This window comes from Cnuibacter physcomitrellae (assembly GCF_014640535.1).
Taxonomy (GTDB): domain Bacteria; phylum Actinomycetota; class Actinomycetes; order Actinomycetales; family Microbacteriaceae; genus Cnuibacter; species Cnuibacter physcomitrellae.
The window spans coordinates 92,398-115,905 of sequence record NZ_BMHD01000002.1 but is presented as its reverse complement, the minus strand read 5'-3'; the positions used below and the strand labels follow the sequence as shown (position 1 = coordinate 115,905).

25 protein-coding genes and 2 tRNA genes are annotated in these 23,508 nt (G+C 71.1%); 15 read left to right on the top strand and 12 right to left on the bottom strand.

The window, feature by feature from the left end; genetic code table 11:
* Positions 1-849 (top strand): pentapeptide repeat-containing protein, encoded by an 849-nt coding sequence (locus IEX69_RS17435; RefSeq protein WP_085019021.1) that lies wholly within the window; start codon positions 1-3, stop codon positions 847-849.
* Between the two features lie 16 nt (positions 850-865).
* Here IEX69_RS17435 and IEX69_RS17430 read toward each other — a convergent pair whose 3' ends face one another.
* From IEX69_RS17430 to msrA, 5 genes are all read right to left on the bottom strand, one after another.
* Positions 866-1,342: an acyl-CoA thioesterase gene (locus IEX69_RS17430; RefSeq protein ID WP_085019022.1), complete on the bottom strand. Its 477-nt coding sequence runs from the start codon at positions 1,340-1,342 to the stop codon at positions 866-868.
* Positions 1,342-3,024: an energy-dependent translational throttle protein EttA gene (gene ettA, locus IEX69_RS17425; RefSeq protein WP_085019023.1), complete on the bottom strand. Its 1,683-nt coding sequence runs from the start codon at positions 3,022-3,024 to the stop codon at positions 1,342-1,344. Before ettA ends, IEX69_RS17430 begins: the two co-directional genes overlap by 1 nt.
* A gap of 2 nt (positions 3,025-3,026) precedes the next feature.
* Entirely contained in the window at positions 3,027-3,542 is a 516-nt protein-coding gene (locus IEX69_RS17420) for a DUF6993 domain-containing protein (RefSeq protein ID WP_085019024.1), read from the bottom strand.
* 153 nt (positions 3,543-3,695) lie between these two features.
* Positions 3,696-4,166, bottom strand: coding sequence for a single-stranded DNA-binding protein (locus IEX69_RS17415; RefSeq protein WP_085019025.1), 471 nt, complete (start codon positions 4,164-4,166; stop codon positions 3,696-3,698).
* Positions 4,167-4,302: 136 nt separating this feature from the next.
* Positions 4,303-4,830, bottom strand: coding sequence for a peptide-methionine (S)-S-oxide reductase MsrA (gene msrA, locus IEX69_RS17410; RefSeq protein WP_085019026.1), 528 nt, complete (start codon positions 4,828-4,830; stop codon positions 4,303-4,305).
* A gap of 62 nt (positions 4,831-4,892) precedes the next feature.
* On the opposite strand from msrA, the gene IEX69_RS17405 reads away from it, so the two are divergent.
* The 3 genes from IEX69_RS17405 (at position 4,893) to IEX69_RS17395 (ending at position 6,247) form a co-directional block, all read left to right on the top strand.
* Complete coding sequence (locus tag IEX69_RS17405; protein WP_157127123.1) at positions 4,893-5,126, top strand: hypothetical protein; 234 nt, start codon at positions 4,893-4,895, stop codon at positions 5,124-5,126.
* Between the two features lie 97 nt (positions 5,127-5,223).
* Positions 5,224-6,108: a hypothetical protein gene (locus tag IEX69_RS17400; protein WP_157127124.1), complete on the top strand. Its 885-nt coding sequence runs from the start codon at positions 5,224-5,226 to the stop codon at positions 6,106-6,108.
* A 66-nt stretch (positions 6,109-6,174) separates the two neighbouring features.
* Positions 6,175-6,247: transfer RNA gene (locus tag IEX69_RS17395), tRNA-Arg, on the top strand.
* Between the two features lie 71 nt (positions 6,248-6,318).
* Here IEX69_RS17395 and IEX69_RS17390 read toward each other — a convergent pair.
* Entirely contained in the window at positions 6,319-6,534 is a 216-nt protein-coding gene (locus IEX69_RS17390; RefSeq protein ID WP_085019028.1) for an SCO4848 family membrane protein, read from the bottom strand.
* A gap of 74 nt (positions 6,535-6,608) precedes the next feature.
* Between IEX69_RS17390 and orn the strand changes: the two genes are divergently transcribed.
* The 4 genes from orn to IEX69_RS17370 all read left to right on the top strand — a co-directional run bounded on the left by orn (position 6,609) and on the right by IEX69_RS17370 (position 9,038).
* Positions 6,609-7,229 carry an oligoribonuclease gene (gene orn / locus IEX69_RS17385; protein ID WP_085019029.1) on the top strand — a complete coding sequence of 207 codons (621 nt, stop codon included), beginning with the start codon at positions 6,609-6,611 and terminating at the stop codon, positions 7,227-7,229.
* A gap of 39 nt (positions 7,230-7,268) precedes the next feature.
* Positions 7,269-7,344 (top strand) — tRNA-His (locus IEX69_RS17380).
* Positions 7,344-7,694: a metallopeptidase family protein gene (locus tag IEX69_RS17375; RefSeq protein WP_085019030.1), complete on the top strand. Its 351-nt coding sequence runs from the start codon at positions 7,344-7,346 to the stop codon at positions 7,692-7,694. The genes IEX69_RS17380 and IEX69_RS17375 overlap by 1 nt, the downstream gene beginning before the upstream one ends.
* Before the next feature lie 87 nt (positions 7,695-7,781).
* Positions 7,782-9,038: a D-alanyl-D-alanine carboxypeptidase family protein gene (locus IEX69_RS17370; protein ID WP_085019031.1), complete on the top strand. Its 1,257-nt coding sequence runs from the start codon at positions 7,782-7,784 to the stop codon at positions 9,036-9,038.
* 381 nt (positions 9,039-9,419) lie between these two features.
* On the opposite strand, the gene IEX69_RS17365 is transcribed toward IEX69_RS17370, so the two are convergent.
* From IEX69_RS17365 to pepN, 4 genes are read right to left on the bottom strand one after another with little or no spacing between them, the layout of a single operon-like run.
* Positions 9,420-11,078, bottom strand: a complete 1,659-nt coding sequence (locus IEX69_RS17365) for an FAD-binding dehydrogenase (RefSeq protein ID WP_085019032.1) — start codon at positions 11,076-11,078, stop codon at positions 9,420-9,422.
* Positions 11,079-11,127: 49 nt separating this feature from the next.
* Positions 11,128-11,529, bottom strand: a complete 402-nt coding sequence (locus IEX69_RS17360; RefSeq protein ID WP_085019033.1) for a globin — start codon at positions 11,527-11,529, stop codon at positions 11,128-11,130.
* Positions 11,526-12,608: a mechanosensitive ion channel family protein gene (locus IEX69_RS17355; protein WP_157127125.1), complete on the bottom strand. Its 1,083-nt coding sequence runs from the start codon at positions 12,606-12,608 to the stop codon at positions 11,526-11,528. The genes IEX69_RS17360 and IEX69_RS17355 overlap by 4 nt, the downstream gene beginning before the upstream one ends.
* 9 nt (positions 12,609-12,617) lie before the next feature.
* Entirely contained in the window at positions 12,618-15,161 is a 2,544-nt protein-coding gene (pepN, locus tag IEX69_RS17350) for an aminopeptidase N (protein ID WP_085019034.1), read from the bottom strand.
* 97 nt (positions 15,162-15,258) lie between these two features.
* Here pepN and IEX69_RS17345 point away from each other — a divergent pair, with 97 nt between their 5' ends.
* Positions 15,259-15,894 (top strand): mycothiol-dependent nitroreductase Rv2466c family protein, encoded by a 636-nt coding sequence (locus tag IEX69_RS17345; protein WP_268235440.1) that lies wholly within the window; start codon positions 15,259-15,261, stop codon positions 15,892-15,894.
* 17 nt (positions 15,895-15,911) lie between these two features.
* On the top strand, positions 15,912-16,835 hold the full coding sequence (locus IEX69_RS17340) for an NAD(P)-dependent oxidoreductase (protein WP_085019035.1): 924 nt from the start codon (positions 15,912-15,914) through the stop codon (positions 16,833-16,835).
* A 15-nt stretch (positions 16,836-16,850) separates the two neighbouring features.
* On the opposite strand, the gene IEX69_RS17335 is transcribed toward IEX69_RS17340, so the two are convergent.
* Positions 16,851-17,648: a DUF4184 family protein gene (locus IEX69_RS17335; RefSeq protein WP_174604414.1), complete on the bottom strand. Its 798-nt coding sequence runs from the start codon at positions 17,646-17,648 to the stop codon at positions 16,851-16,853.
* 63 nt (positions 17,649-17,711) lie between these two features.
* On the opposite strand from IEX69_RS17335, the gene IEX69_RS17330 reads away from it, so the two are divergent.
* The 5 genes from IEX69_RS17330 to IEX69_RS17310 are packed head-to-tail and all read left to right on the top strand — an operon-like array spanning position 17,712 to position 22,928.
* Positions 17,712-19,292: an AMP-binding protein gene (locus IEX69_RS17330; RefSeq protein ID WP_085019036.1), complete on the top strand. Its 1,581-nt coding sequence runs from the start codon at positions 17,712-17,714 to the stop codon at positions 19,290-19,292.
* 9 nt (positions 19,293-19,301) lie between these two features.
* Entirely contained in the window at positions 19,302-19,790 is a 489-nt protein-coding gene (locus tag IEX69_RS17325) for a ribose-5-phosphate isomerase (protein WP_085019037.1), read from the top strand.
* Positions 19,791-19,793: 3 nt separating this feature from the next.
* Positions 19,794-20,795: an Fpg/Nei family DNA glycosylase gene (locus IEX69_RS17320; protein ID WP_085019038.1), complete on the top strand. Its 1,002-nt coding sequence runs from the start codon at positions 19,794-19,796 to the stop codon at positions 20,793-20,795.
* A gap of 4 nt (positions 20,796-20,799) precedes the next feature.
* Entirely contained in the window at positions 20,800-21,459 is a 660-nt protein-coding gene (locus IEX69_RS17315; RefSeq protein WP_085019039.1) for an FMN-binding negative transcriptional regulator, read from the top strand.
* Positions 21,456-22,928, top strand: a complete 1,473-nt coding sequence (locus tag IEX69_RS17310; protein ID WP_085019040.1) for an amidohydrolase — start codon at positions 21,456-21,458, stop codon at positions 22,926-22,928. The genes IEX69_RS17315 and IEX69_RS17310 overlap by 4 nt, the downstream gene beginning before the upstream one ends.
* An 86-nt stretch (positions 22,929-23,014) precedes the next feature.
* On the opposite strand, the gene IEX69_RS17305 is transcribed toward IEX69_RS17310, so the two are convergent.
* Positions 23,015-23,500 carry a Dps family protein gene (locus IEX69_RS17305; protein WP_085019041.1) on the bottom strand — a complete coding sequence of 162 codons (486 nt, stop codon included), beginning with the start codon at positions 23,498-23,500 and terminating at the stop codon, positions 23,015-23,017.
* Positions 23,501-23,508: the final 8 nt, after the last annotated feature.

Below are 23,508 nucleotides of genomic sequence, written 5' to 3'. Positions count from 1 at the left end.
GTGGGAGGACGGACACGGGTCGCCCTCGGTCGTCGCGAGGACCTCGGCGCCGACTGCGGCGAGTGCTTCGGGCTCTGCTGCGTGGCTCTCGCGTTCGCGAGGTCGACCGACTTCCCGGTCGACAAGCCCGCCGGAGACCCGTGCGTGAACCTCGACGACGGTGACGGCTGCCGCATCCATCCGCACCTGCGGGACAGCGGCTTCAAGGGCTGCACCGTGTTCGACTGCTTCGGTGCGGGGCAGAAGGTCTCCCGACGGACGTTCGCGGGGCGCTCCTGGCGCGACGACCCCGAGACGCGCACGGCGATGTTCTCCGCGTTCCCCCTCGTCCGCCGGCTCCACGAGCTGCTCTGGTACCTCGACGAGGCGATCACGCTGGTCGAGGGCGACCAGGACGCGGCACCGTGGATCGCGGCGTTCGACCGCGTCCTGCGGCTGAGCGACGAGGATCCGGACACCCTCGCCGGTCTGGATGTGGACGCCGAGTACGACGCGGTCCGGCCGCTGCTGGTGACGGCGAGCGAGATCGCGCGGCGGCACCATCCCCCGGCGCCTCGTCGTCGAGGCCGTCCGCTCGGACCCGGCAGCGATCTGATGGGAGCCTCGTTGTCCGGCGCGGACCTCCGTGGCGTGAGCATCCGGGGCAGCGTCGCGATCGCCGCCGACCTCAGCCGGACTCAGCTGCGGCTGTGCGACGTGCTCGGTGTCGACCTGCGCGACGCCGACCTCAGCGGCGCCGATCTCGACGGCGCCGTCTACCTGACGCAGATGCAGGTCAACAGCGCCCGCGGCGATTCGTCCACCGTCCTGCCGGAGGGGTTCGTGCGCCCCACGCACTGGGGCGATTGATCGGCCCGGCCGGCGATCAGAAGCGTCGGCGGAACGCGATCGGCTCGTCCATGTACCCCGACCACGCGGCACGAGCCTCCTCGGAGACCCGGATGGGCCGACCCGTCGACGCGTCGACGAGCACCAGGGTGGTCGAGGCGCGCACGAACAGCACGTCCTCTTCCGACCCCACGGGGCTGTGGATCTCGTAGAACAGCTCCATGCTCGCGCCCCCGATGTGCGCGAACCAGAGCTGCACGTCGAGCGGTCGACGCAGGTAGGGGATCGGCTGGAGGTACTCGATCTCCTGACGCGCGAGGACGCTCTGCGTCTCGGACCCGTGGAGCGCGTCGAGCACCGCGGTGTCGGCAGCGGAGTCGCCCGCATCCGGGTCGACCCAGAACACGACGATGCGCGCCTCCTCGAGGATGCGCGCCACGGCCACGTTGTTGACGTGACCGTAGGCGTCGAGGTCGCTCCAGCGGAGGGCCGTGGGGACGTGCAGCCTGGGCATCAGTCGCGCGTCAGCTTGCGGTACACCGCCCGGTGGGGGGTCGCCGCCTCGGGGCCGAGGCGTTCGATCTTGTTCTCCTCGTAGGCCTCGAAGTTGCCCTCGAACCAGTACCAGTTGGCCGGGTCGGCCTCCGTGCCCTCGTAGGCCAGGATGTGCGTGGCGATGCGGTCGAGGAACCACCGGTCGTGGGTGATCACGACGGCGCAGCCCGGGAACTCCAGGAGCGCGTTCTCGAGGCTCGAGAGGGTCTCGACGTCGAGGTCGTTGGTCGGCTCGTCGAGCAGGAGCAGGTTGCCGCCCTGCTTGAGCGTGAGCGCCAGGTTCAGACGGTTGCGCTCACCGCCGGAGAGCACACCGGCCTTCTTCTGCTGGTCGGGCCCCTTGAAGCCGAACGTCGAGACGTAGGCGCGGGACGGGATCTCGGTCTTGCCGACCTGGATGTAGTCGAGCCCGTCGGACACGACCTCCCACAGTGTCTTGTTCGGGTCGATGCCCGTGCGGCTCTGGTCGACGTACGAGATGTCGACCGATTCGCCGACCTGAAGCTCGCCACCGTCGAGCGGCTCGAGGCCGACGATGGTCTTGAAGAGCGTGGTCTTGCCGACGCCGTTCGGGCCGATGACGCCGACGATGCCGTTGCGGGGGAGGGTGAAGCTGAGGTCGTCGATCAGGACCCGCTCGCCGAATGCCTTGTGGAGCTTCTTCGCGTCGATCACCTGCGTGCCGAGGCGGGGCCCCGCCGGGATCTGGATCTCCTCGAAGTCGAGCTTCCTGGTGCGCTCGGCCTCGGCGGCCATCTCCTCGTAGCGGGCCAGACGTGCCTTCGACTTGGCCTGGCGGCCCTTGGCGTTGCTGCGCACCCACTCGAGCTCGTCGGACAGGCGCTTCGCGAGCTTCTGGTCCTTCTTGCCCTGAATCTCGAGGCGCTCGCGCTTCTTCTCGAGGTAGGTGGAGTAGTTGCCCTCGTAGGGGTACAGGCGGCCGCGGTCGACCTCCGCGATCCACTGCGCGACGTGGTCGAGGAAATACCGGTCGTGGGTCACGGCGAGCACGGCGCCGTGATACTGCGACAGGTGCTGCTCGAGCCAGAGCACGCTCTCGGCGTCGAGGTGGTTCGTGGGCTCGTCGAGGAGGAGGAGGTCGGGCTTCTGGAGCAGCAGACGGCAGAGCGCCACCCGGCGCTTCTCACCACCCGAGAGGTTCTTGACCTCGGCGTCGCCCGGGGGAGTGCGGAGCGCATCCATCGCCTGCTCGAGCTGCGAGTCGAGGTCCCACGCGTCGGCGGCGTCGATCTCCTCCTGCAGGGTGCCCATCTCGGCGAGCAGGGCGTCGAAGTCGGCGTCGGGCTCGGCCATCGCCGCACTGATCTCGTTGAAGCGGTCGACCTTGCCCTTGATCGGGCCCAGGCCCTCCTGCACGTTCTCGAGCACGGTCTTCGACTCGTCGAGCTCGGGCTCCTGCATCAGGATGCCCACCGTGAAGCCGGGGGTCAGCTTGGCCTCGCCGTTGCTGGGGGTGTCGAGCCCCGCCATGATCTTCAGGATCGTCGACTTACCGGCGCCGTTCGGGCCGACCACACCGATCTTCGCGCCAGGCAGGAACGCCATGGTCACGTCGTCGAGGATCACCTTGTCGCCCACAGACTTGCGGGCGCGCACCATCGAGTAGATGTATTCGGCCATGCCTAGAAGTCTATCGGCCGGGTCTGACCGATCAGGCACCCGCCCGTGCCGAGCGCGGGCATGACCTGGCTCTCGTAGCTGCCCAGGCCGTACTGGCCCACGAGGCAGCCGTCGGAGAGCCGGACCGAGAACTGCACCGAGTCGGCCTTGACGCCGACGGTGGTGATGTCGGGGGTGAGCTGCATCGCGCTGCCGTCGAACCCGGCGTTCCGCAGGGCGATGATGAAGTCGGCGCCGCCCGCCGACGGGTTCGCCGCGATGACCGCCTGGTTCGTCTGGTCGAAGACCGGCTTGTTCGCCTCGGCGCCGGCGTTCGGGTCGTAGACGGCGGCCGCGGGCGGTGCGGACGCGGTGGCCGTGGGCGTCGCGACGTCGGCGGTCGGCGTGGGCGAGGGGGCGGCCTCGGGCGTGCACCCGGCGAGCGCCAGGCCCAGGGCGGCGGCGAGGACGAGGGGCGCCCCGATCCTCAGGCGTGACCTGGTGGGCGTACGGGCCTCCCCGCTGCGGAGAATGGGCATCGCGTGTTCCTCTCGAGTGCGGTGCTGCGCGGGGATCTCCGGCAGTCTATGCGGTCGGCCGGCGCTCCCCGCTGAGAACGTGCTGAGGCATCGGGCGCGGATCCCGGGCCCGTGCGCGACGCGTCCGGCCCGCCGGGCGCCCGGGCCACGTCGTCAGAACGGCACCGGCTCCTGCTCGCGCGGCGGGGCCGAGAAGGCCTCCGCCCCCGCGTCGGGCAGAGCGTCGGGGAACGACTCCTCGGCGGTCGAGGCGGGCTCCGCCGACGTCGGGCGCACGCGGCTGTAGACCGAGGTGCCCCAGGACAGGTCGTGGCCGATGGTGTCGGCCTCGAGGTCGACCGAGCTGCCGGACCGCTCCGCCTGCTCCCAGCGACGGATCTTCAGCCGGCCCACGACCACCACGCGGTCGCCCTTCACGAGCGACCGGCCCGCGTTCGTACCGAGGTGGCGGAACGCGGTCACCGAGTACCAGTTGGTGTCGCCGTCGATCCAGCGGCCGGCCGCCCTGTCGAAGCGGCGCTGCGACGAGGCGAGCCGGAAGCTCGTCATGGGGATGCCGCTCGTCGTGGTGCGGGCCTGGGGGTCGGTGGCCACGACCCCGGTGAGGGTCAGGGTGTCGTTCATCGGTGGTGCTCCTCGTGCGATCAGGGTGTCGAGCGGATGCTCGTCCCGAGTCTCGCGCGGGGGACCGGCGCTCAGAGGGGTGTTGCGCGCATCAGTGAAAAACCGGCGCCGCGGCGGCCGCTGTGCAGGAGCCGGGTCAGGCGGCCTTGATGTAGCTCGAGTAGGCCTTGCGTACCTTGTTCACCTTCGGCACCGCGACGGCCATGCAGTACCCCTGGCCGGGGTTCTTGGCGAAGAAGTCCTGGTGGTAGTCCTCGGCGTCGTAGAACTCCCCGAGCGGCTCGATGGTCGTGACGACGCCGCCGTCCCAGAGCTCGCTCGCCCGGTCGCGCGCCGCCTCGAAGAGGGCCTTCTGCTCGTCGTCGGCGTAGAACATCGCCGACCGGTACTGCGTTCCGACGTCGTCGCCCTGACGGTTCAGCTGCCGCGGGTCGTGCAGGGTGAAGAAGACGTCGAGGATGACCTCGTCCGGGATGACCTCGGGGTCGAACGTCACGGCGACGGCCTCGGCGTGCCCGGTCGTCCCGGTGCAGACGAGCTCGTAGCTGGGGTCGGCCACGGTGCCGCCGGTGTACCCGGAGACGACGTCCTGGACACCGCGGAGGGTTCGGTAGACGGCGTCCAGACACCAGAAGCAGCCGCCGGCGAGAACGAAGGTGTGCATGCGCAGAGCCTACGGCCTCCGTCTGCGGTGTCGGTGGTCGGTCGTAGCGTTCATGTCGACAGATGACGGGAGGGACCATGGCGACGGCGACGGCATCAGCGCTCCGGCGGATCCGCGAGGGTTACTGGCGGGTGAGCGCGGCAGACGGTCGCGTGCTCGGGTACGTGGAGGAGACCCGGCCCGACGGTCACCTGAGGTATGCCGCGTCACGACTGGTCGCGGTGTCCCCGTCCATCGCCGTGCTGCCCATCGGCGAGTTCCACGACCGGGAGGATGCCGCGCGCGCCCTGCGGTGAGCACGCGGATGGGCACTCCGGCCACGAGGGATCACGATTCCCGCGACGTCGGCCCGTCGTCCCGGCGGGCGGCCGACGCGGAGGTATCGTGCGGCGCATGGAATGGTGGAATGGGTTCGTCGGGTGGCTCGGGAGCGACACCGGCGCGTACGTCGTCTCCGGTCTCGTCATGCCTGCGATCGCGATCCTCGTCGCGGGTGTGCTGGCCGCCCTCATCGCCCGGGGTGCGGTGAAGAGCCTCCTCGCCAAGCACGACCGTGAGCTGAAGATCGCTGCGATCGCGTCCCTCATCGACGCCGCGGAGCAGGCGGCGGTGTGGAACTCGCTCACCCCGCAGGAGCAGATCCTGTCCGATCGCGCGAGCGGGCAGGCCGACATCCAGGTGCGGCTGCTCCCCATCAAGGGCGCCGACGTGGCTGCCAACTGGGCCTCGCACGCTCTGGCCGAGATGAAGCGGAACTCCGCGACCTTCGGCTACCAGGTCGAGCCCGCCGTCATCGAGTTCCGCGACCGTCTCGTCGAGTGGCAGCAGCGCCCGGGACGTGCGCGTCGGGTGTTCCAGAGCGACCTCGAGCGCTGGTCCAGCGAGGACGCCTCGCTCGAGAGCTCGCTCCTGGCCGACCAGGAGCGCTGGGTCGCCGAGCAGCATCACGACCGGTACGCCTCGCAGCCCGGCGGGGCGGGCCAGCCGGCAGCCTCCGCGCGACCCAGCGCCTCCGCAGAGCCGGCCATCCGCGCCGACGACCGCTTCAGCACCTCGACGGCGTCGCTCACCTCCACGACGATCGCGCCGGCGGCGCCGCTGCCCCCGACGAACGACCCGCGTCCCACCGTGCAGCAGGTCCTGGCCGGGCGCGGCTCGCGCGTGGCCGCGTCCGACTCGCCTCTCGCCGAGCTCGACAACACCGGACCGGGCGCGAGCGGCAGCGCGACGCAGTCGACCGTCGACGCCCTCCCGCCCCGCGAGTCGTCGAAGGCCTGACCCGGCCCGCCTCCGGCACGGCCCGACGGCTCGGTCGCGGGCGCATCCGGTAGCCTGGTCGAGGCCGCCCCCGTAGCTCAGCGGATAGAGCAGGAGCCTTCTAATCTCTTGGTCGCAGGTTCGATTCCTGCCGGGGGCACCGAGCGCCGGCCGCGCTCCGTCCTGCGGGATGTCGAGTGCGCCGGGCCGCGTGAGCCGGCCCGCGTGAGCTCAGGAGACGAGGGCGACGATCCCCACGATCGCCGACACCACGGCGAGCAGCAGCGAGATGCCGATGAGCACGGCGTGCACGACGAGGAATCGGGTAGGACGGCCCGAGGCATCCCTGGCCCGCGGATCGCGGTTGACCCGCTTGAGGAACTGGGGCCAGACGACGAGGTTCCACGCGGCGTTCACGAACAGCAGGACGGCGAGGGTCACGATCACCCCTCGAGTCTAGGAGCGCGGCGCATCCGGATGCCCCGGCCGGGGCGTCGGAGGCACCCGACTAGACTTCGAGCATGAGTTCTCTGTCCGACCGTCTCGTCTGGATCGACTGCGAGATGACGGGACTCGATCTCGAGATCGACGAGCTCGTCGAGGTCGCGGTCGTCGTCACCGACTTCGACCTGAACCTCGTCGACCCCGGCTTCAGCATCGTCATCAAGCCCGACGCCTCCGCCCTGGAGAACATGGGCGACTTCGTGCGGAACATGCACGAGACGAGCGGGCTGGCGGCCGAGATCCCGAACGGCGTCAGCCTCGCCGACGCCGAGTACCAGGTGCTCGAGTACATCCTGAAGCACGTGCCGGCGGAGCAGACCGCGCCCCTGGCCGGGAACACGATCGGCACCGACCGGTCCTTCCTCGCGAAGTACATGCCCCGCGTCGACGGCCACCTGCACTACCGCAGCATCGACGTGTCGAGCATCAAGGAGCTGTCACGTCGCTGGTTCCCGCGGGTGTACTTCAACGCCCCGGAGAAGGCGGGCGGGCACCGGGCGCTGGCCGACATCCTCGAGTCGATCCGCGAGCTGCAGTACTACCGCAAGGCGGTCTTCGTCGCGGAGCCCGGACCGACCTCGGCCGAGCTCAAGGACGTCGCCGCGGACGTGGTGCGCGAATTCTCCGGTCACATGTAATAAGATGATTTGTCGTTGCCCCTCGGGGCAGCGACCATGGTGGGTATAGCTCAGTTGGTAGAGCGCTGGCTTGTGGTGCCGGATGTCGCGGGTTCGAGTCCCGTTACTCACCCCATGATCGACCTGAGTGCCGAGGAGTTCGAGCAGCTCGTCGCGGATGAGCTCGACGAGTTGCCCGACGACATGCTCGACGGCCTCGACAACGTCGTGTTCGTCGTCGAAGACCGCCCGGAGAACGGCTCTCTCGACCTCCTCGGTCTGTACGACGGCGTCGCCGTGACGGAGCGCGGCCAGTACGGGTTCGGTGAGATGCCCGATCGCATCACCCTGTTCCGCGAGCCGCTCCTGTCGATCTGCGACTCGGTCGACGAGCTGCGCGATCAGGTGCACGTGACCCTCGTCCACGAGATCGCCCACTTCTACGGCATCGACGACGCGAAGCTGCACGAGCTGGGCTGGGGGTGACGTTCTGCTCGGCTGTCGCACCGCCGACCGAGCCGCTCACGGCGTGCTGACGGCGTGCTGACGGATGCTCCGCCTAGCCTGGGAGGCATGGCAGGGAGCGCGGGTCGCAAGGCGATCAGGGTGGTCGTCGTGGTGCTGGGCGCCGTCCTCATCCTCGCGGTGGGCGTGTACGGCCCCGCCACGCTGGTCGGTCCGCTGCCGACCGCGCAGGCGAGCACCGTCGATCCCTCGTCCGAGGTGTCGCCCACCGGGCTGCCCGCCATGCCCGCCGAAGGGGCGAGCGCCGTCATCGGCGCCGACGCCACGGCCCCGCTCGCGGTCGGAGGTGTGCCCGATGCCGTCCCGCTCGGCGGGAGCGCGAAGGTCATCACCGCGCTCGTCGTGCTCGACGCGAAGCCCCTCGCCGCGGGGGAGCAGGGGCCGGCCATCACGATCAGTCGCGAGGACTACGACGGCTTCCTCGGGTACATCAGCGAGAGCAGCCGCGCGGTGCCCATGATCGCCGGTGAGCAGTGGTCTCAGCGCGACGTGCTGATCGCGATGCTCCTCGGCTCGAGCAATGCGCACTCCGACGCTCTCGCCCGGTGGGCGTTCGGCTCGATCGACGGATACCTGGCGGCGGCGAGGACGTGGCTGGCCGAGAAGGAGCTGTCGAGCGTCCAGCTGGTCGACGCGACCGGGCTGGACCAAGGCGACGTCGGGTCCGCTTCGGATCTGGCCCGGATCAGCGCTCTGGCCTTCGCCGATCCCGCGATCAGCGAGGTGATGGCGCTGCCGGACGCGACGGTCAGCGGCAAGCGTCTCGTCGGGAACCTGGCCGTGCATGCATCCGATCTCGGTTTCCGGGGTCTGTCGCTGAGCTACACCGACCAGGCCGGTCTGTGCTTCCTCTTCGCCCTCGACGTCACTCCCGCCGACGGCGGCGACAAGGTCACCCTCTACGGCGCCTTCCTGCGCGAGCCCGACTGGGACACCCTCAACGCCGACCTCGCGACGTTGTCCAGCTCGGCCTCGACGACCCTCACGAAGACCGCGATCGTCACGAAGGGTCAGACGTTCGCCACGTACACGACACCCTGGGGCGAGACGGCGAACGCCGTCGCCATGGGCACCGAGTCGCGGATGCTGTGGACGACAGCACCTCTGGCCTACAAGGTCGACGTGCAGCCGCTCACCAGCGGCTCGGCGGGCCAGCAGGTCGGCACGGTGACGGTCGACACCCCCGACGGCACCATCACGGTTCTGCTTCAGCTCGACGGCCGCCTCGCCGAGCCCGGCCCGCTCTGGCGCCTGACCCACCCCGTCCCCCTCATCACCACCTTCCTCGACTCCCGCTTCTCCTGAGGTCGCTCCGCCACCGGCGCCGCACCTCCTCCGCCCCACCCGGAGCCGACTCCGGACTTCCGACGCGACACGCCGGCAGGAGTCCGGAGTCAGCTCCGATGGAGCTGAATCTCCGGAGTTGGCTTGGAGGACACGGGGAGGGGCGGCGCGGGCGGCGGTGCGTGGCGGCGGAGGGTGGCCGTCGAAAGGTCGCGTCAGAGCGCACATGCGGCGTCTATCGCGCCATGCGGCGGCTGACGGTACCTTTCGACGCTCACTCCGTCGGACGGCGTTCGAGGTGAGCTCGCCGCCTCCCACCGAGTGGCGAGAACACGCCCCTTGAACGGCGCGGGAAGGGCGCCTTCCCGCGTGTCGACGCGCTCGGCACGCCGCGGGGCGGGGTCAGAGGGAGCGGGCGGCGGCGCGGCCGGCGGTGCGGCCCGAGAAGAGGCAGCCGCCGAGGAAGGTGCCCTCGAGGGAGCGGTAGCCGTGCATGCCGCCGCCGCCGAAGCCGCTGGCCTCGCCCGCGGCGTAGAGGCCCGGCACGGGGGCCCCGGAGGCGGACAGCGCCTGACCCGTGAGGTCGGTCTCGATGCCGCCGAGCGTCTTCCGCGTGAGCACCCGCAGTCGCACGGCGATGAGCGGCCCGGCCGCCGGGTCCTGGAGGCGGTGCGGTGACGCCACGCGGATGAGCCGGTCGCCCAGGTACTTGCGTGCCCCGCGCAGGGCGGTGATCTGCGCATCCTTGGTGAAGTCGTTCGCCATCTCCCGATCGCGCGCCTCCACTTCCGCCACGACGGCCTCGGCCGAGAGGGGCCCGGACGGCTCCAGCGCCTGCATGCCCTTCACCAGCTCCGACAGGGAGTCGGCCACGACGAAGTCGCTGCCGCGGTCCTTGAAGGCCTCCACGGGACCGGGGGCGCCCGGACGGACCCGCTGGGCCAGGAGCCCGAGGTCGCGGCCGGTCAGGTCGGGGTTCTGCTCGCTGCCGGAGAGCGCGAACTCCTTCTCGATGATCTTCTGGGTGAGCACGAACCAGCTGTGGTCGTAACCGGTGGCGAGGATGTGCTCCAGCGTGGCCAGCGTGTCGAACCCGGGGAAGAGGGGCACAGGGAGGCGGCGGCCGGTCGCGTCCAGCCACAGCGACGACGGGCCGGGGAGGATGCGGATGCCGTGCCGCGCCCAGACGGGGGAGTGGTTCTCGATGCCCTCCGTGTAGTGCCACATCCGGTCGCCGTTGATGAGGTGGGCGCCGGCATCGGAGGCGATGCCGAGCATCCGGCCGTCGACATGGGCGGGGACACCCGACAGCATGCGCTCCGGCGGCGTTCCGAGGCGCGGGGGCCACATCCGCCGGACCAGGTCGTGGTCTCCGCCGATCCCACCCGACGCGACCACGACCGCCCCCGCGGTGAGGGTGAACTCGTCGACCACCTCGCGCGAGCTCGCCTCGCCGCGCGACACGGGGGACGGGGCGAGGACGGACCCGTGCACTCCCACGACCGTGCCGTCGGCGGTCACGAGCTCGTCGACGCGGTGCCGGAACCGCAGCTTCAGGCGGCCCTCCCGCTCGGCCTGGAGCGCCTTCTCGGCGAAGGGCTCGACGATCCCCGGGCCGGTGCCCCACGTGATGTGGAAGCGCGGCACCGAGTTGCCGTGTGAGCGCGCGGTCCCGCCCCCGCGCTCGGCCCAGCCGACCACGGGGAAGAACGACACCCCGAGCGACCTCAGCCACGCTCGCTTCTCGCCCGCGGCGAAGTCGAGGTACGCCTCCGCCCACAGTCGCGGCCAGGCATCCTCCGGGCGGTCGAAGCCGGCCGATCCGAACCAGTCCTGTCGAGCGAGCTCGAGCGAGTCGCGCACGCGCATGCGGCGCTGCTCCGGGCTGTCGACGAGGAAGAGACCGCCGAACGACCACCACGCCTGGCCACCGAGCGAGGCGCGGGGCTCCTGGTCGACGATCGTGACCCGGCGCCCGGCGTCGAGCGCCTCGCACGCCGCCACGAGGCCGGACAGGCCGGCGCCCACGATCACGACATCGGTCGAGCTGGTCGAACCCATGAGCGCTCCTTCGCGTCTCGTCGTCTGCGCGGCCGTGGCGGCCGCGGTCTCACTCCTCGAACGTGTTCACCATGGCATGCGCGGCGCGTTCGAGATAGTCCCAGAGCATCTGCTCGTCGAGCGGAGGCAGGGCCAGCGAGTCGACGGCGACCCGCATGTGCGCGAGCCAGCGGTCGCGCGCATCCGGGTTCACCTTGAACGGCATGTGCCGCATGCGCAGACGCGGATGCCCGCGCTGCTCGCTGTAGGTGCCCGGCCCGCCCCAGTACTGCTCGAGGAACATCGTCAGGCGCGTGATCGCACCCTCCATGTCGTCGGGCGGATACATCGGCGCCAGGACGGGGTCGTCGGCGACGCCGCGATAGAACTCGCGGACGAGCCGCTCGAACGTCTCGTGTCCGCCGACCTGGTCGAAGAACGATCGCCCGGGGAGGGCGGGGACGTCGCTCACGTGGCATCGCCTCCGGTGTCTGCGCTGCTGCCCTTTCCGGGCTTGGACGGCCGTCGCGACCCGCGCGGCGCGCGCGGCGCGCGGGTCGTCGACGGGCCTGCGGCGGCCGCGTCACCGCCCGCCGGGACGGGCATGGTCTTCGGCGGATGGGCACCCCGGACGCTCGTCGCCTCCTCGAACCCCGACAGCACGACCGTGTTGAGCGACGGCAGCGTGATGCCCATGGCGTCGAGCGCGCTCTTCAACCGGGCGCGCAGCTCCCGCGCCACGTCGTCCTTCGCCGTGCTCCTCGTCTTCACGACCAGGCGGATCACCAGGGCCTCCGCCGAGATCGACTCCAGCCCCCAGATCTCCGGGCGCTCGAGGATGCGCGAGCGCCACTTGGCGCTCTCCGACATGTCGACGGCCACCTGGAGCATCCGGTCCTGCACCGCGTCGAGGTCGCTGTCGTAGGGCACGGCGAGGTCGATGATGACCCGGGACCAGCCCTGCGACATGTTGCCCACCCGCAGGATCTCGCCGTTGCGGACGAACCACAGGGTGCCGTTCACGTCGCGCACCGTGGTGATGCGGATGCCGACCCGCTCCACGACGCCGGTGGCCGGCCCGAGGTCGACGACGTCGCCGACCCCGAGCTGGTCCTCGAAGACCATGAAGAGACCGTTCAGCACGTCCTTCACGATGTTCTGCGCACCGAACCCGAGCCCGGCGCCGAGGGCGGCGGTGAGCAGGGCGAGCGACCCGAGGATGTTGGGGTCGATCGTCGTCACGATCCACACGACCGCGACGACCACCACCGTCACGTTGATGACGTTGGTGAGCACCGTCCCGATCGTCCGCGTGCGCTGCACCACCCGCACCGCGGCGAGCGGCGACGCCTGCGCCTGCAGCGCCTGCGTGTCGGTGACGTTCTGCTTCCGCTTGACGCCCCGGACGACCTGGTCGACCAGACGACGCACGAGCGAGAGCAGGATGAGGCGACCGATCACCGCCACCACGAGGATCAGCAGGATCGTCAGCGGGATGCGCCAGGTCTCGAGGAAGGTCCCGACACCGCTCCAGAAGGAGTCCCACGTCATAGGCCGCTCCTACCGGGCGTCGCGGGCCTGCGCGGCCAGTGCCCGTTCGACTCCGGCGAGGTTCTCGATCAGGATGCGGCGCAGCGCCGGCGGCTCGGGGTTCTTGTCGAGCCAGGCGAGCGTCGCGTCGCGGAGCGCCGTGTTCGCGAGCGGCGCGGGGTAGAGCCCGTTGATCACCGACGCCGCGATGGCGTAGCTCCGGGTCTCCCAGATCCGCTGCAGCGCCTCGAAGTAGGGCGCGACGAGCGGCTCGAGCACCGACGGATCGGCGGCGCGCTGGTAGCCGAGGCCCGTGGCGCGCACGATCGCGTTCGGGGCGGTGTCGACGTCGACGAGCGACGCGAACGCCGCCTCCTTCGCGGTGACGGTGGGGATCGCGGCACGGGCGTGCGCGGCCGACTGCTGACCGGATGCGGTGTTGTCGGCGTCGAGCGTGGCCTGGATCTCGTCGGCCCCGGCCTTGCCTCCGGCGACGAGGGCGATGAGCAGCTCCCAACGCAGGTCGGTGTCGATGTCGAGTCCGTCGAGCTCGACGGTGCCGTCGAGCAGGTGCGAGACGTTCTCGAGCTGCTCCTCGGTGCCGGCGAGCGCCGCGAAGACCTTGACGAACTGGAACTGGGCGTCCGACCCGGACTCGGCGGCCAGGGCGAGCTTCCACAGCGAGGTGGCGGCCATGGCGACCGTCTCGTCGCGCACCTCGGGCGCGACGTACTGCGTGGCCGTGAGCACGAGCTGACCCAGGACCGTGCGGATGGTCGTCGACTCCGTCTCGGTCGCGATGTTGCCGAGCACGAGCCGGACGAAGTCGCGGCCGCGGGTCTCGGCGTCGCGGGTGGAGTCCCAGACCGAGCCCCAGACCAGCGAGCGGGCGAGCGGGTCCTCGATCGACGCGAGGTGCTCGATGGCGACGTCGAGCGACGCCTCGTCGAGCCTGATCTTCGCGTACGCGAGGTCGTCGTCGTTCAGGAGCACCAGGTCCGGACGCTCCATGCCGACGAACTGCGGGACCTCGGTCCGCTCGCCGTCGACGTCGAGCTCCTCGCGGTGGGTGCGGACGAGCGTGCCGTCCTGCAGCGAGTAGAAGCCGATCGCGAGACGGTGCGGGCGGATCGTCGGGTAGTCGGCCGGGGCCTCCTGCAGCACGGCGAACGAGGTGAAGCGCTGGTCGGTGTCGACCGAGAACTCCGGACGGAGCGTGTTGACGCCCGCGGTCTCGAGCCAGAGCTTCGACCAGGAGGCGAGGTCGCGCCCGCTCGTGGCCTCGAGCTCGACGAGGAGGTCGTTCAGCACGGTGTTCGAGAACTGGTGCTTGTTCACGTACGCGGCGACGCCGGCCATGAACTCCTTCTGCCCGACCCAGGCGACGAGCTGCTTGAGCACGGAGGCGCCCTTGGCGTAGGTGATGCCGTCGAAGTTGACCTGGACGTCCTCGAGGTCGTTGATCGTGGCGACGATCGGGTGGGTCGAGGGCAGCTGGTCCTGGCGGTACGCCCAGCTCTTCTCCATGGCGGCGAAGGTGGTCCAGGCCTCCTTCCACTCCGTGGCCTCGGCGGTCGCCAGCGTCGACATGTACTCGGCGAACGACTCGTTCAGCCACAGGTCGTTCCACCAGCGCATGGTGACGAGGTCGCCGAACCACATGTGCGCGAGCTCGTGGAGGATGGTGACGACGCGGCGCTCGCGCACCGCATCCGTCACCTTGGAGCGGAAGACGTAGGTCTCGGTGAAGGTGACCGCACCCGCGTTCTCCATGGCGCCCGCGTTGAACTCGGGCACGAAGAGCTGGTCGTACTTCGCGAAGGGGTACGGGAAGTCGTACTGCTCCTCGTAGAACGCGAAGCCCTCGCGGGTCTTCTCGAAGATGTAGTCCGCGTCCATGTACTGGGCGAGGGAGGCGCGGCTGAACACGCCGAGCGGGATGGTCCGGCCGTCGGCGCTGGTGAGCTCGCTGCGCTCCACGATGTACGGGCCGGCGACGAGCGCAGTGATGTACGAGGAGATGCGCGGCGTCGGCTCGAACGTCCAGGTGGCGGTCGAGTCGGGACCGGGCACGGGCTCGGGCGTGGGGGAGTTGGAGACGACCTCCCAGTAGTCGGGCGCCGTCACGGTGAAGGTGAACTCCGCCTTGAGGTCGGGCTGCTCGAACACGGCGAACATGCGCCGCGAGTCGGGGACCTCGAACTGCGAGTACAGGTAGACCTCGTCGTCGACGGGGTCGACGAAGCGGTGCAGGCCCTCACCGGTGTTCGTGTAGATCATGTCGGCGTCGACGACGAGCTCGTTGTCGGCCGCCAGACCGTCGAGCTGGATGCGCACGCCGTCCGCGACGACGGCCGGGTCGAGGGATCGGCCGTTGAGCGTCACGCCGTGGACCGCGCGGGTGATCGCGTCGATGAACGTCGAGGCCCCCTCGCGGGCGCTGAACCGGACGGTGGTGGTGCTGCGGAACGTCTCGGGCGAGGTGGTGAGGTCGAGCACCACGTCGTAGCTCCTCACCTCCAGCAGCTCGGCTCGCTCTCGGGCTTCGTCGCGGGTGAGGTTCTCGCCAGGCACTTGGTCGCACACTCCTTGTACTTGCTGGATGCGGTGGGCGTCGACGGACACGGGATCGCCGCGCCATCGCCGCCCAGCCTAGTGCGAGGATGAGTGGGTGACCTCTGAGAACACCGCTCCCGTTGCGACCGGAACCACCGCGGTCGAATTCTGGTTCGACCCCTCCTGCCCCTGGGCGTGGATGACCTCCCGCTGGGTCGACGAGGTCGCCCCTCATCGCGACCTCGACGTCACCTGGAACATCATGAGCCTGGCCGTGCTCAACGAGGACAAGGACGTGTCCGAGTCCTACCGCGCGTTCTTCCCCCGAGCGCTGCGGTACACCCGCCTCGTCGCCGCCGCGAAGGAGCTGCACGGGCAGCAGATCGTGAAGCCGCTCTACGACGCGCTCGGCACGCGCATCCACCCGGGTGGCTCGACCGACGCCGACGCCGTGATCGCCGGAGCGCTCGAGGAGGTCGGGCTCCCGGCCGACTTCGCCCGCTACGCCGACACCGACGAGTACGACGAGCCCATGCGCGCCTCGCACTTCGCGGCCATCGAGCGCGTCGGCAACGACGTGGGCACGCCGGTCATCGCCGTGAACGGCACCGCGTTCTTCGGCCCCGTGATCAGCCCGACGCCCCGCGGCGAGCAGGCGCTCACCCTGTGGGACGGCGTCGTGGCCGCCGCCTCGTTCGACGGCTTCTTCGAGCTCAAGCGCTCGCGCACTCGCGACCCGCAGTTCGACTGAGCGCGAGGGCGTCCCGGATGCGCGTCGGGATCGTCGGCGTCGGCCGCATGGGCGGACCGATCGCGCGAGCCCTGCACCGCGCCGAGGATGCGGACCTGATCGCCCTCGACGTCGATCCCGTCGCGCTCGCGGGGCTCCCCGAGGGTCTCCGGGCGACGACGGAGGCGCGGGACCTCTCCGATCTCGACGTCCTCGTCACCGTCCTCCCCGGGCCGGCGGAGGTCGCCGGGGCCCTGGGCGGCGACGGGTCGCTGCTCGAGGCCGTCCGACCGGGCGGTGTCTGGCTCGACCTGACGAGCAACGACCCGGGCGTGGCGACCGAGGTCGCCGGGCGTGCTGCAGCGCGAGGGATCGCGTCGGTGGCCGCGCCGATGAGCGGCGGGCCGGCCGAGGCGCGGTCGGGGTCGCTCGACTTCGTCGTGGCCGGCGACCCGGAGGCCGTCGGGCGCATCGCCCCTCTCCTGCGGCGGCTCGGAGCCGGCGGCGAGCTCCGGAGAGCGGGCGCCGACGTCGCCGCCGCGCACGTCGTGAAGCTCCTCGGCAACGCGCTCTGGTTCGCGCAGGCCCTCGCCACGACGGAGGCGCTGCTGGTGGCGCGGTCCGCCGGTCTGGATCCCGAGGCGGTCGCGGCGCTGCTGCGCACCGGCCCCGGGGCGAGCCGGTTCCTCGATCGCGAGGTCGACCACGTCCTGGCCGGAGATCTCATGCCCGAGTTCGGGATCGACCGGGTGGTCGACGAGCTGCGCTCCGTCGCCGCCCTCGCGGACGCGGGGCAGGTCGAGGCGAGCGTGCTGGATGCGAGCCTGCGGGTGCACGTCGCGGCGCTGGACCGCTACGGGCCCGCGCTCGGCGAGATGCTCGGCGCGCGGCTGGTGGAGGAGAGGTCCGGCGGACCGCTGGCGCGTCCACCGTTCGAGCCGGCGCCGCCCGCGGAGGGGTGAGGGAGCCCGACGGCTCTACTCCGGGTCGCGGCGCGTTCCCGAGGGTCGGGCTCCGACGCCGAGGAGGGAGAGGAGCACGGCCGCGAGCACGAGCGCCAGAACTGCGGCGCCGATCCCGCCCGTGAGCACGGCCACCACGACGTCGATCCACGGCTCACCGCCGAGCGCGGCTCGTGCGGCGGCGACGGCGGCACCGACGATCGCCGCGGCGGCGACGAGGCCCCAGACGGCGGCGGCGAGTCGCGGATCCGCGAGAGGCACGGTCCGGGCCGGGCGCCGGCGGAGCCACAGCGTCGCCCAGATCACGATCCCCAGGAGTCCCAGCACCGAGCTCGCGTACTGCACCCACGATGCCCAGGCAACGTGAAGGGGCCCATCGGCGTCGAGGACGGGCAGCAGACGCGCGCCGAGTCGTCCGACGTGGCTGAACGCATCCCACACCACATGGGTGACGACACCGATCTCGATCGCGGCCAGGAGCAGCACCGCACCCGACGCCTGTCGTGGCAGGGAGTCGAGACCATCCCGCCAGGTCCCCGACCAGTCCTCGGGCAGTCGGCCCGCGATCGCGGCGGGCATCAGCACGCGTGCCCACGGACGCAGCAGCACGCGCCACGCCAGGACGAGGAGGAGTCCGAGGGCGAGGCCGGTGAGCGGGAAGAAGGGCGCCTGGTGGGTGAGGGAGTACCCGTGGCCGCCGGGAAGGAAGATCGGCAGGTCCGGCGCCATCGCGCCCGCGGCGACGCCGACGGCGGGCAGCGGCGTCCGGGCGAACGGGATCGCCACGACGGCGTGACTCGGCGTGAACGGCACGGGTGGAGCGTAGCGGACCGGAATACGATGCCAGGAAGGTCGATGGAGATCTGAAGGAGAGCCATGATGCGCAGCCCGTACGCCGACGAGGTCATCCCCGACGTCAGCGTGTTCGACTTCCTGTTCGCGGACCTGTCGGAGGACGACGCCGGCCGGGTCGCGCTCATCGACGGCGTCAGCGGCGGTGAGACCACGTTCGGTGAGCTCAGAGCGCGCATCGAGGCGTTCGCCGGCGCACTGGCGGCGAGAGGCATCGGCCCCGGCGACGTCGTGGCGCTCCACTCGCCGAACGTGCCCGCCTTCGTGATCGCGTTCCACGGCATCCTGCGCAGCGGTGCCACGGCCACCACCGTGAACGCCCTCTACACGACCGCCGAGGTGGCTCGGCAGCTCGAGGACTCGGGAGCGACGATGCTCGTCACGGTCGGTCCGCTGCTGCCCCAGTCGGGCCCCGCGGCGGAGGAGGCGGGGATCCCCGCGGATCGGGTGATCGTCCTCGACGGAGCCGACGGGCATCCGTCCCTCGCGGAACTCCTCGCGGAGCGGGCCGCCGCACCGTCGGTCCGGATCGACCCGGCGACCCACGTCGCCGTGATGCCCTACTCCTCCGGCACCACGGGCTTCCCGAAGGGCGTCCGGCTCAGCCACCGAAACCTCGTCGCGAACGTCGTGCAGTGCACCCCGGTGCTCGACGTCGAGTCGGACGACGTCGTCCTCGCCGTGCTGCCGTTCTTCCACATCTACGGCATGACCGTCCTGCTCGACCTCGCACTGTCCCGGCGCGCTCGCCTCGTGACGATGCCCCGCTTCGACCTGGCGGAGTTCCTGCGGATCATCCAGGACCACCGCTGCACCTACCTGTTCATCGCGCCGCCCATCGCGGTCGCCCTGGCGAAGCATCCGCTCGTCGAGGAGTACGACCTCTCGAGCGCGCGGGCCCTGCTCTCCGGGGCGGCGCCTCTCGACGAGAAGCTGGCGGGCGCGGTCGCCGAGCGTCTCGGCGTGCGCGTGCGTCAGGGGTACGGCATGAGCGAGCTGAGCCCGGTCTCCCACGTCATCCCGCCCGAGCGGGACGACCTCTCGCTCGGAGGCATCGGCGTGCCGATCGCGAACGTGGAGTGCCGCCTGGTGGACCTCGAGACCGGCGAGGACATCGACACCCCGTCGGAGGGCGAGAGCCGACCAGGTGAGCTCGCCGTGCGAGGCCCCAACGTCATGCTCGGCTACCTCGGCCACGACGACGACACCGCGCGCACGATCGACGCGGAGGGCTTCCTCCACACCGGCGACGTGGCCGTCGTGCTCGCGGACGGCTCGTTCCGGATCGTCGACCGGGTCAAGGAGCTCATCAAGTACCACGGGTACCAGGTCGCCCCGGCCGAGCTGGAGGCCGTGCTGCTCGCCCATCCCTCGATCGCCGACGCCGCCGTGATCGGGGTGCCGGATGCGGACGGGCAGGAGATCCCGAAGGCGTTCGTCGTGCGGGCGGCCGGTCACGACGACCTCGACGAGGCCGCGGTGATGGCGCACGTGGCCGGTCTCGTGGCGCCGCACAAGAAGGTGCGCGCGGTGGAGTTCATCGAGGTGGTGCCCAAGTCGACGTCGGGCAAGATCCTCCGGAAGGACCTCCGAGCCGCGCAATAAGCTGGTGCCATGCGCATCCACCTCGGCACCGACCACGCCGGCCTCGAGTTCAGCAGGACCATCAACGACCACCTCACCGCCGCCGGTCACGAGGTCGTCGACCACGGTCCCACCGAGTACGACCCCATCGACGACTACCCGTCGTTCTGCATCAACGCCGCGCAGGCCACCGTGAACGACCAGCGTGCCGGCGTCGCGGCGCTCGGCGTCGTGTTCGGCGGATCGGGCAACGGGGAGCAGATCGCCGCCAACAAGGTGCAGGGTGCCCGCGCGGCGCTGGTCTGGAGCGAGGCCACGGCGCTGCTCGCCCGTCAGCACAACGATGCGAACGTGATCTCGATCGGCGCTCGTCAGCACACCGTGGAGGAGGCGCTCCACTTCGTCGACCTGTTCCTCGCCGAGCCCTTCAGCTTCGAGGAGCGCCATGTGCGCCGCATCGCGCAGCTGGCCGAGTACGAGGCCACCGGCGAGATCGCCGGGAAGGTCATCGAGAAGTAGCGCATGCCCGAGGGTCATTCCGTCCATCGCATCGCTCGTCAGTTCGCCAAGAACTTCGTCGGTCACCGTGTGACCGCGTCGTCGCCCCAGGGCCGGTTCGCCGCGGGCGCCGCGCTCCTCGACGGTCACACGATGGTCGAGGCGAAGGCCGTGGGCAAGCAGATGTTCCTCCGCTTCGACGACGACCGCTGGCTGCGCGTGCACCTGGGCATGTACGGGGCGTGGGACTTCGCCGGCGACATCTCCACGGATGCGACGATTCGCTCCGCGTCGGGCCGGATGGGTCAGACGAACCAGCGCGGAACCGACCCGACCGACGACGAGGGGACCGACCTCGACGACGTGGCGGGGGAGGACTCGGTGTCGAGCATCGGAGCGCCGCGCCGGTCGCGCTTCCGGATGGCCGAGAGCGAGTCGGCCGGGGCGGAGTACGAGACCTGGCCGCCCGAGCCGGTGGGACAGGTGCGCGTGCGGCTCCTCACCGACACCGCGGTGGCCGACCTCCGTGGGCCCACCGCGTGCGAGGTGCTCGATCCGCCGCAGGTCGAGGCCGTGCTCGCCAAGCTCGGGCCCGATCCGCTGGTCGACGACCTCGACGAGGGCGAGCGGCGCTTCGTCGAGACGGCTTCGCGGAAGCCCACACCGATCGGCCTGCTCCTCATGGACCAGTCGGTCGTCAGCGGCATCGGCAACGTCTACCGCGCGGAGCTGCTGTTCCGGGCTCGTCTCGACCCGCACACGCCCGGTCGGGCGGTGCCCGCGGACGTTCTGCGGGAGCTCTGGCGCGACTGGGTCCACCTGCTCGACATCGGCGTGCGCACGGGGCAGATGCTCACCATCGACGATCTGACGGGCGAGGCGCTCGCCCAGGCGATGGCGAACCGCGCCGACCGCCACTGGGTCTACAAGAGAGAGGGACTGCCGTGCCGGATCTGCGGCACGAACATCGTGCTCGAGGAGATGGGCGCCCGCAAGCTCTACTGGTGCCCCACGGACCAGGTGTGATCGCGTGAGGGAGAACCCGAGCTTCGCGCTCACCGACCGCAGCGAGATCGCCCGACTCGTGCGCGAGCATCCGTGGGCGACCATGGTCAGCCACACCGACGACGGTCTGGTCGTCTCGCACTACCCGTTCCTCCTCGAGGAGACCCCGGGGGCCGGATCGGGCGACGATCTGGTGCTCGTCACGCACGTGGGACGCCCCGACGAGCGCCTCCATGAGCTGGGGGAGCACGAGATCGTCGTGATCGTGCAGGGTCCGCACGGCTACATCTCCTCGGGCTGGTACGGCGACACCCCCTCGGTGCCCACCTGGAACCACGTCACCGCGCACCTCTACGGCACGCCGGAGATCCTCTCGGCCGCCGAGAACCTCGAGGTGCTCGAGCGACTCGTCGAGCACTTCGAGCGGGAGCAGGCGTCGCCGCGACTGATGCGCGGCACCCTGGCCGACTCGGAGTACGCCGACCGCATCAGCGCCGGCACCGTCGGCTTCCGTCTGCGGGTGACCCGGGTCGTGGCGAAGGCGAAGCTGAGCCAGAACAAGCCCGACGAGGTCGTCCGGACCGTGCTCGCCGAGCTGGAGGGCGACGGGCCCTACGCGCAGCCGGCGCTCGCGGCCGAGATGCGCCGCGCGCATGAGCGCCTCCGCGGAGGGGATCCCGCGTGACCGACACGACGCTGCTGCGTGGCGCACGGTTGCTCGGTGCCGAGGCGCCGGTCGACGTCGAGGTCTCCGAGGGGGTCATCACGAGGATCGTCGCCGCGGGCGACGGACACGGCGACGAGGTGCTCGAGGTGGACGGCGTCCTCCTCCCGGGCCTCTGGGACAACCACGTGCACCTGGGGCAGTGGGCCGCCTACTCCCGTCGGCTCGACGTGAGCGCTGCCGAGTCCCCGTTCGCCGCGGCGACCGCGATCGGAGAGGGACTGCGCTCGCGCCCGGTCGACGACGAGGGACCGTTCGTCGCGGTCGGCTTCCGCGACGCCCTGTGGACCGACGCGCCCGTCGCCGCCATCCTCGACGCGGTGGCCGGTGACGTCCCCGTCGTGGTCGTGAGCGCCGACCTCCACGCCGTCTGGCTCAGCACCGCGGCCCTCCGCCGATTCGGCGTCGAGGGCGACGGCCTCCTACGCGAGGAGGCCGCCTTCGCCGTGCATCGCACCCTCGACGACCTCGACGACGTCACGCTCGACCGCTGGGTCGCGCAGGCCGGACGCCGCGCCGCCGCGAGGGGCGTCGTCGGGGTCGTCGATCTCGAGATGACCTGGGGTCCTGGACACTGGCGCAGGCGGGCGGCCGAGGCGCCGCCGGCTCACCGCGTCGAGGTCGGCATCTACCCCCAGCACCTCGATCGCGCGATCGCGGAGGGTCTGCGGACGGGGGACGCCCTCGACGAGGACGGCCTCGTGACGGTCGGCCCCTTCAAGGTGATCACGGACGGCTCGCTCAACACCCGGACCGCCCACTGCGTCGACCCCTACCCCGGGCTGCACGGTGCGGGAGCGCGCGGGATGCAGACGGTGCCGCCGGACGAGCTCGTCGACCTCCTCACCCGGGCTCGCGCGGGCGGCCTGAGGGCCGCGGTGCACGCCATCGGCGACCGTGCCGGCACGATCGCGCTCGACGCCTTCGAGACGTCCGGGTGCGCGGGCTCGGTGGAGCACGCGCAGCTGCTCACCGCCTCCGACGTGCCGCGGTTCGCGGCGCTCGGCGTCACCGCCAGCGTCCAGCCCGAGCACGCCATGGACGATCGCGACGTGGCCGACCGGTACTGGTCCGGGCGGACCGAGCGGTCCTTCCCGCTCGCCTCCCTCGTGCGCTCGGGCGCTCGGCTCGCGCTGGGGTCCGACGCGCCCGTGGCTCCCCTCGACCCGTGGATCGCGATCGCGGCGGCCGTGACCCGTGCTCGCGACGGGCGCACCCCGTGGCACCCGGAGCAGGCGATCGACGTCGACGCGGCGCTCGCGGCCTCGGCCCGGGTGGGGCGCGTGCGGCCGCAGGCGGGCGACCCCGCCGACCTCGTCGTGGTCGCCGACGATCCCCGGGCCGCCGCGACCGATGCGACGGGCGACCGCCTGCGGGCGATGTCGGTGGCCCTCACCATGCTGGCGGGCCGTATCACCCACCGCGGATAGACCGCATCCGCCCTGGGACGGCGCCGGCAGGACGACGAAGGGCGTGCACCCATCGTGGATGCACGCCCTTCGGAGGGAGCGTCAGATCACTCCGAGATGTGCGCGAAGAGGAACCAGCGGTCCTTGTCGAGGCCGCGGGCGATCTCGATCGCGACGTCCTGGCTGGTCTGGTCGATCTCGTCGAGCTCCTTGACCGCGTTGTTCACGGCCGCGAGCGCGGTGTCGATCTGGTCGATGACCTGGGCGATGACCACGTCCGACTTGTGGAAGCCGGCGCTGAGGGGCTTCGCGGTGGTCTTCTCGGCCACGGTCTGGATGCGGGCGTCGACCGGGAGGCCGAGGGCGACGACGCGCTCCGCGGCGAGGTCGGCGTAGGCCTGCGCGTGGTCGACCACGTCGTCGAGCAGCTCGTGCACGCCGATGAAGTTCGCGCCGCGCACGTGCCAGTGCGCCTGCTTGCCGTTGACGGCGAGAGCCTGGAGCTCGATCACGACGGGGCTCAGGAACTGGGCGGCCGCCGCGGCGACGTCGGGGTTGGTGGTGCTCTTCGGGGTGACGATGACTTCGCTCATTGTTCGGT

Excerpts from the sequence above, each read along its gene's own strand:
- orn (WP_085019029.1), top strand. The coding sequence starts at position 6,609 with ATGAGTTCTCTGTCCGACCGTCTCGTCTGGATCGACTGCGAGATGACG.
- IEX69_RS17375 (WP_085019030.1), top strand. The coding sequence starts at position 7,344 with ATGATCGACCTGAGTGCCGAGGAGTTCGAGCAGCTCGTCGCGGATGAG.
- IEX69_RS17330 (WP_085019036.1), top strand. The coding sequence starts at position 17,712 with ATGATGCGCAGCCCGTACGCCGACGAGGTCATCCCCGACGTCAGCGTG.
- IEX69_RS17365 (WP_085019032.1), bottom strand. The coding sequence starts at position 11,078 with ATGGGTTCGACCAGCTCGACCGATGTCGTGATCGTGGGCGCCGGCCTG.
- IEX69_RS17305 (WP_085019041.1), bottom strand. The coding sequence starts at position 23,500 with ATGAGCGAAGTCATCGTCACCCCGAAGAGCACCACCAACCCCGACGTC.
- IEX69_RS17355 (WP_157127125.1), bottom strand. The coding sequence starts at position 12,608 with ATGACGTGGGACTCCTTCTGGAGCGGTGTCGGGACCTTCCTCGAGACC.
- IEX69_RS17340 (WP_085019035.1), top strand. The coding sequence starts at position 15,912 with ATGCGCGTCGGGATCGTCGGCGTCGGCCGCATGGGCGGACCGATCGCG.
- IEX69_RS17370 (WP_085019031.1), top strand. The coding sequence starts at position 7,782 with ATGGCAGGGAGCGCGGGTCGCAAGGCGATCAGGGTGGTCGTCGTGGTG.
- IEX69_RS17320 (WP_085019038.1), top strand. The coding sequence starts at position 19,794 with ATGCCCGAGGGTCATTCCGTCCATCGCATCGCTCGTCAGTTCGCCAAG.
- ettA (WP_085019023.1), bottom strand. The coding sequence starts at position 3,024 with ATGGCCGAATACATCTACTCGATGGTGCGCGCCCGCAAGTCTGTGGGC.
- IEX69_RS17430 (WP_085019022.1), bottom strand. The coding sequence starts at position 1,342 with ATGCCCAGGCTGCACGTCCCCACGGCCCTCCGCTGGAGCGACCTCGAC.
- msrA (WP_085019026.1), bottom strand. The coding sequence starts at position 4,830 with ATGCACACCTTCGTTCTCGCCGGCGGCTGCTTCTGGTGTCTGGACGCC.
- IEX69_RS17405 (WP_157127123.1), top strand. The coding sequence starts at position 4,893 with ATGACGGGAGGGACCATGGCGACGGCGACGGCATCAGCGCTCCGGCGG.
- IEX69_RS17420 (WP_085019024.1), bottom strand. The coding sequence starts at position 3,542 with ATGCCCATTCTCCGCAGCGGGGAGGCCCGTACGCCCACCAGGTCACGC.
- IEX69_RS17415 (WP_085019025.1), bottom strand. The coding sequence starts at position 4,166 with ATGAACGACACCCTGACCCTCACCGGGGTCGTGGCCACCGACCCCCAG.
- IEX69_RS17400 (WP_157127124.1), top strand. The coding sequence starts at position 5,224 with ATGGAATGGTGGAATGGGTTCGTCGGGTGGCTCGGGAGCGACACCGGC.
- IEX69_RS17325 (WP_085019037.1), top strand. The coding sequence starts at position 19,302 with ATGCGCATCCACCTCGGCACCGACCACGCCGGCCTCGAGTTCAGCAGG.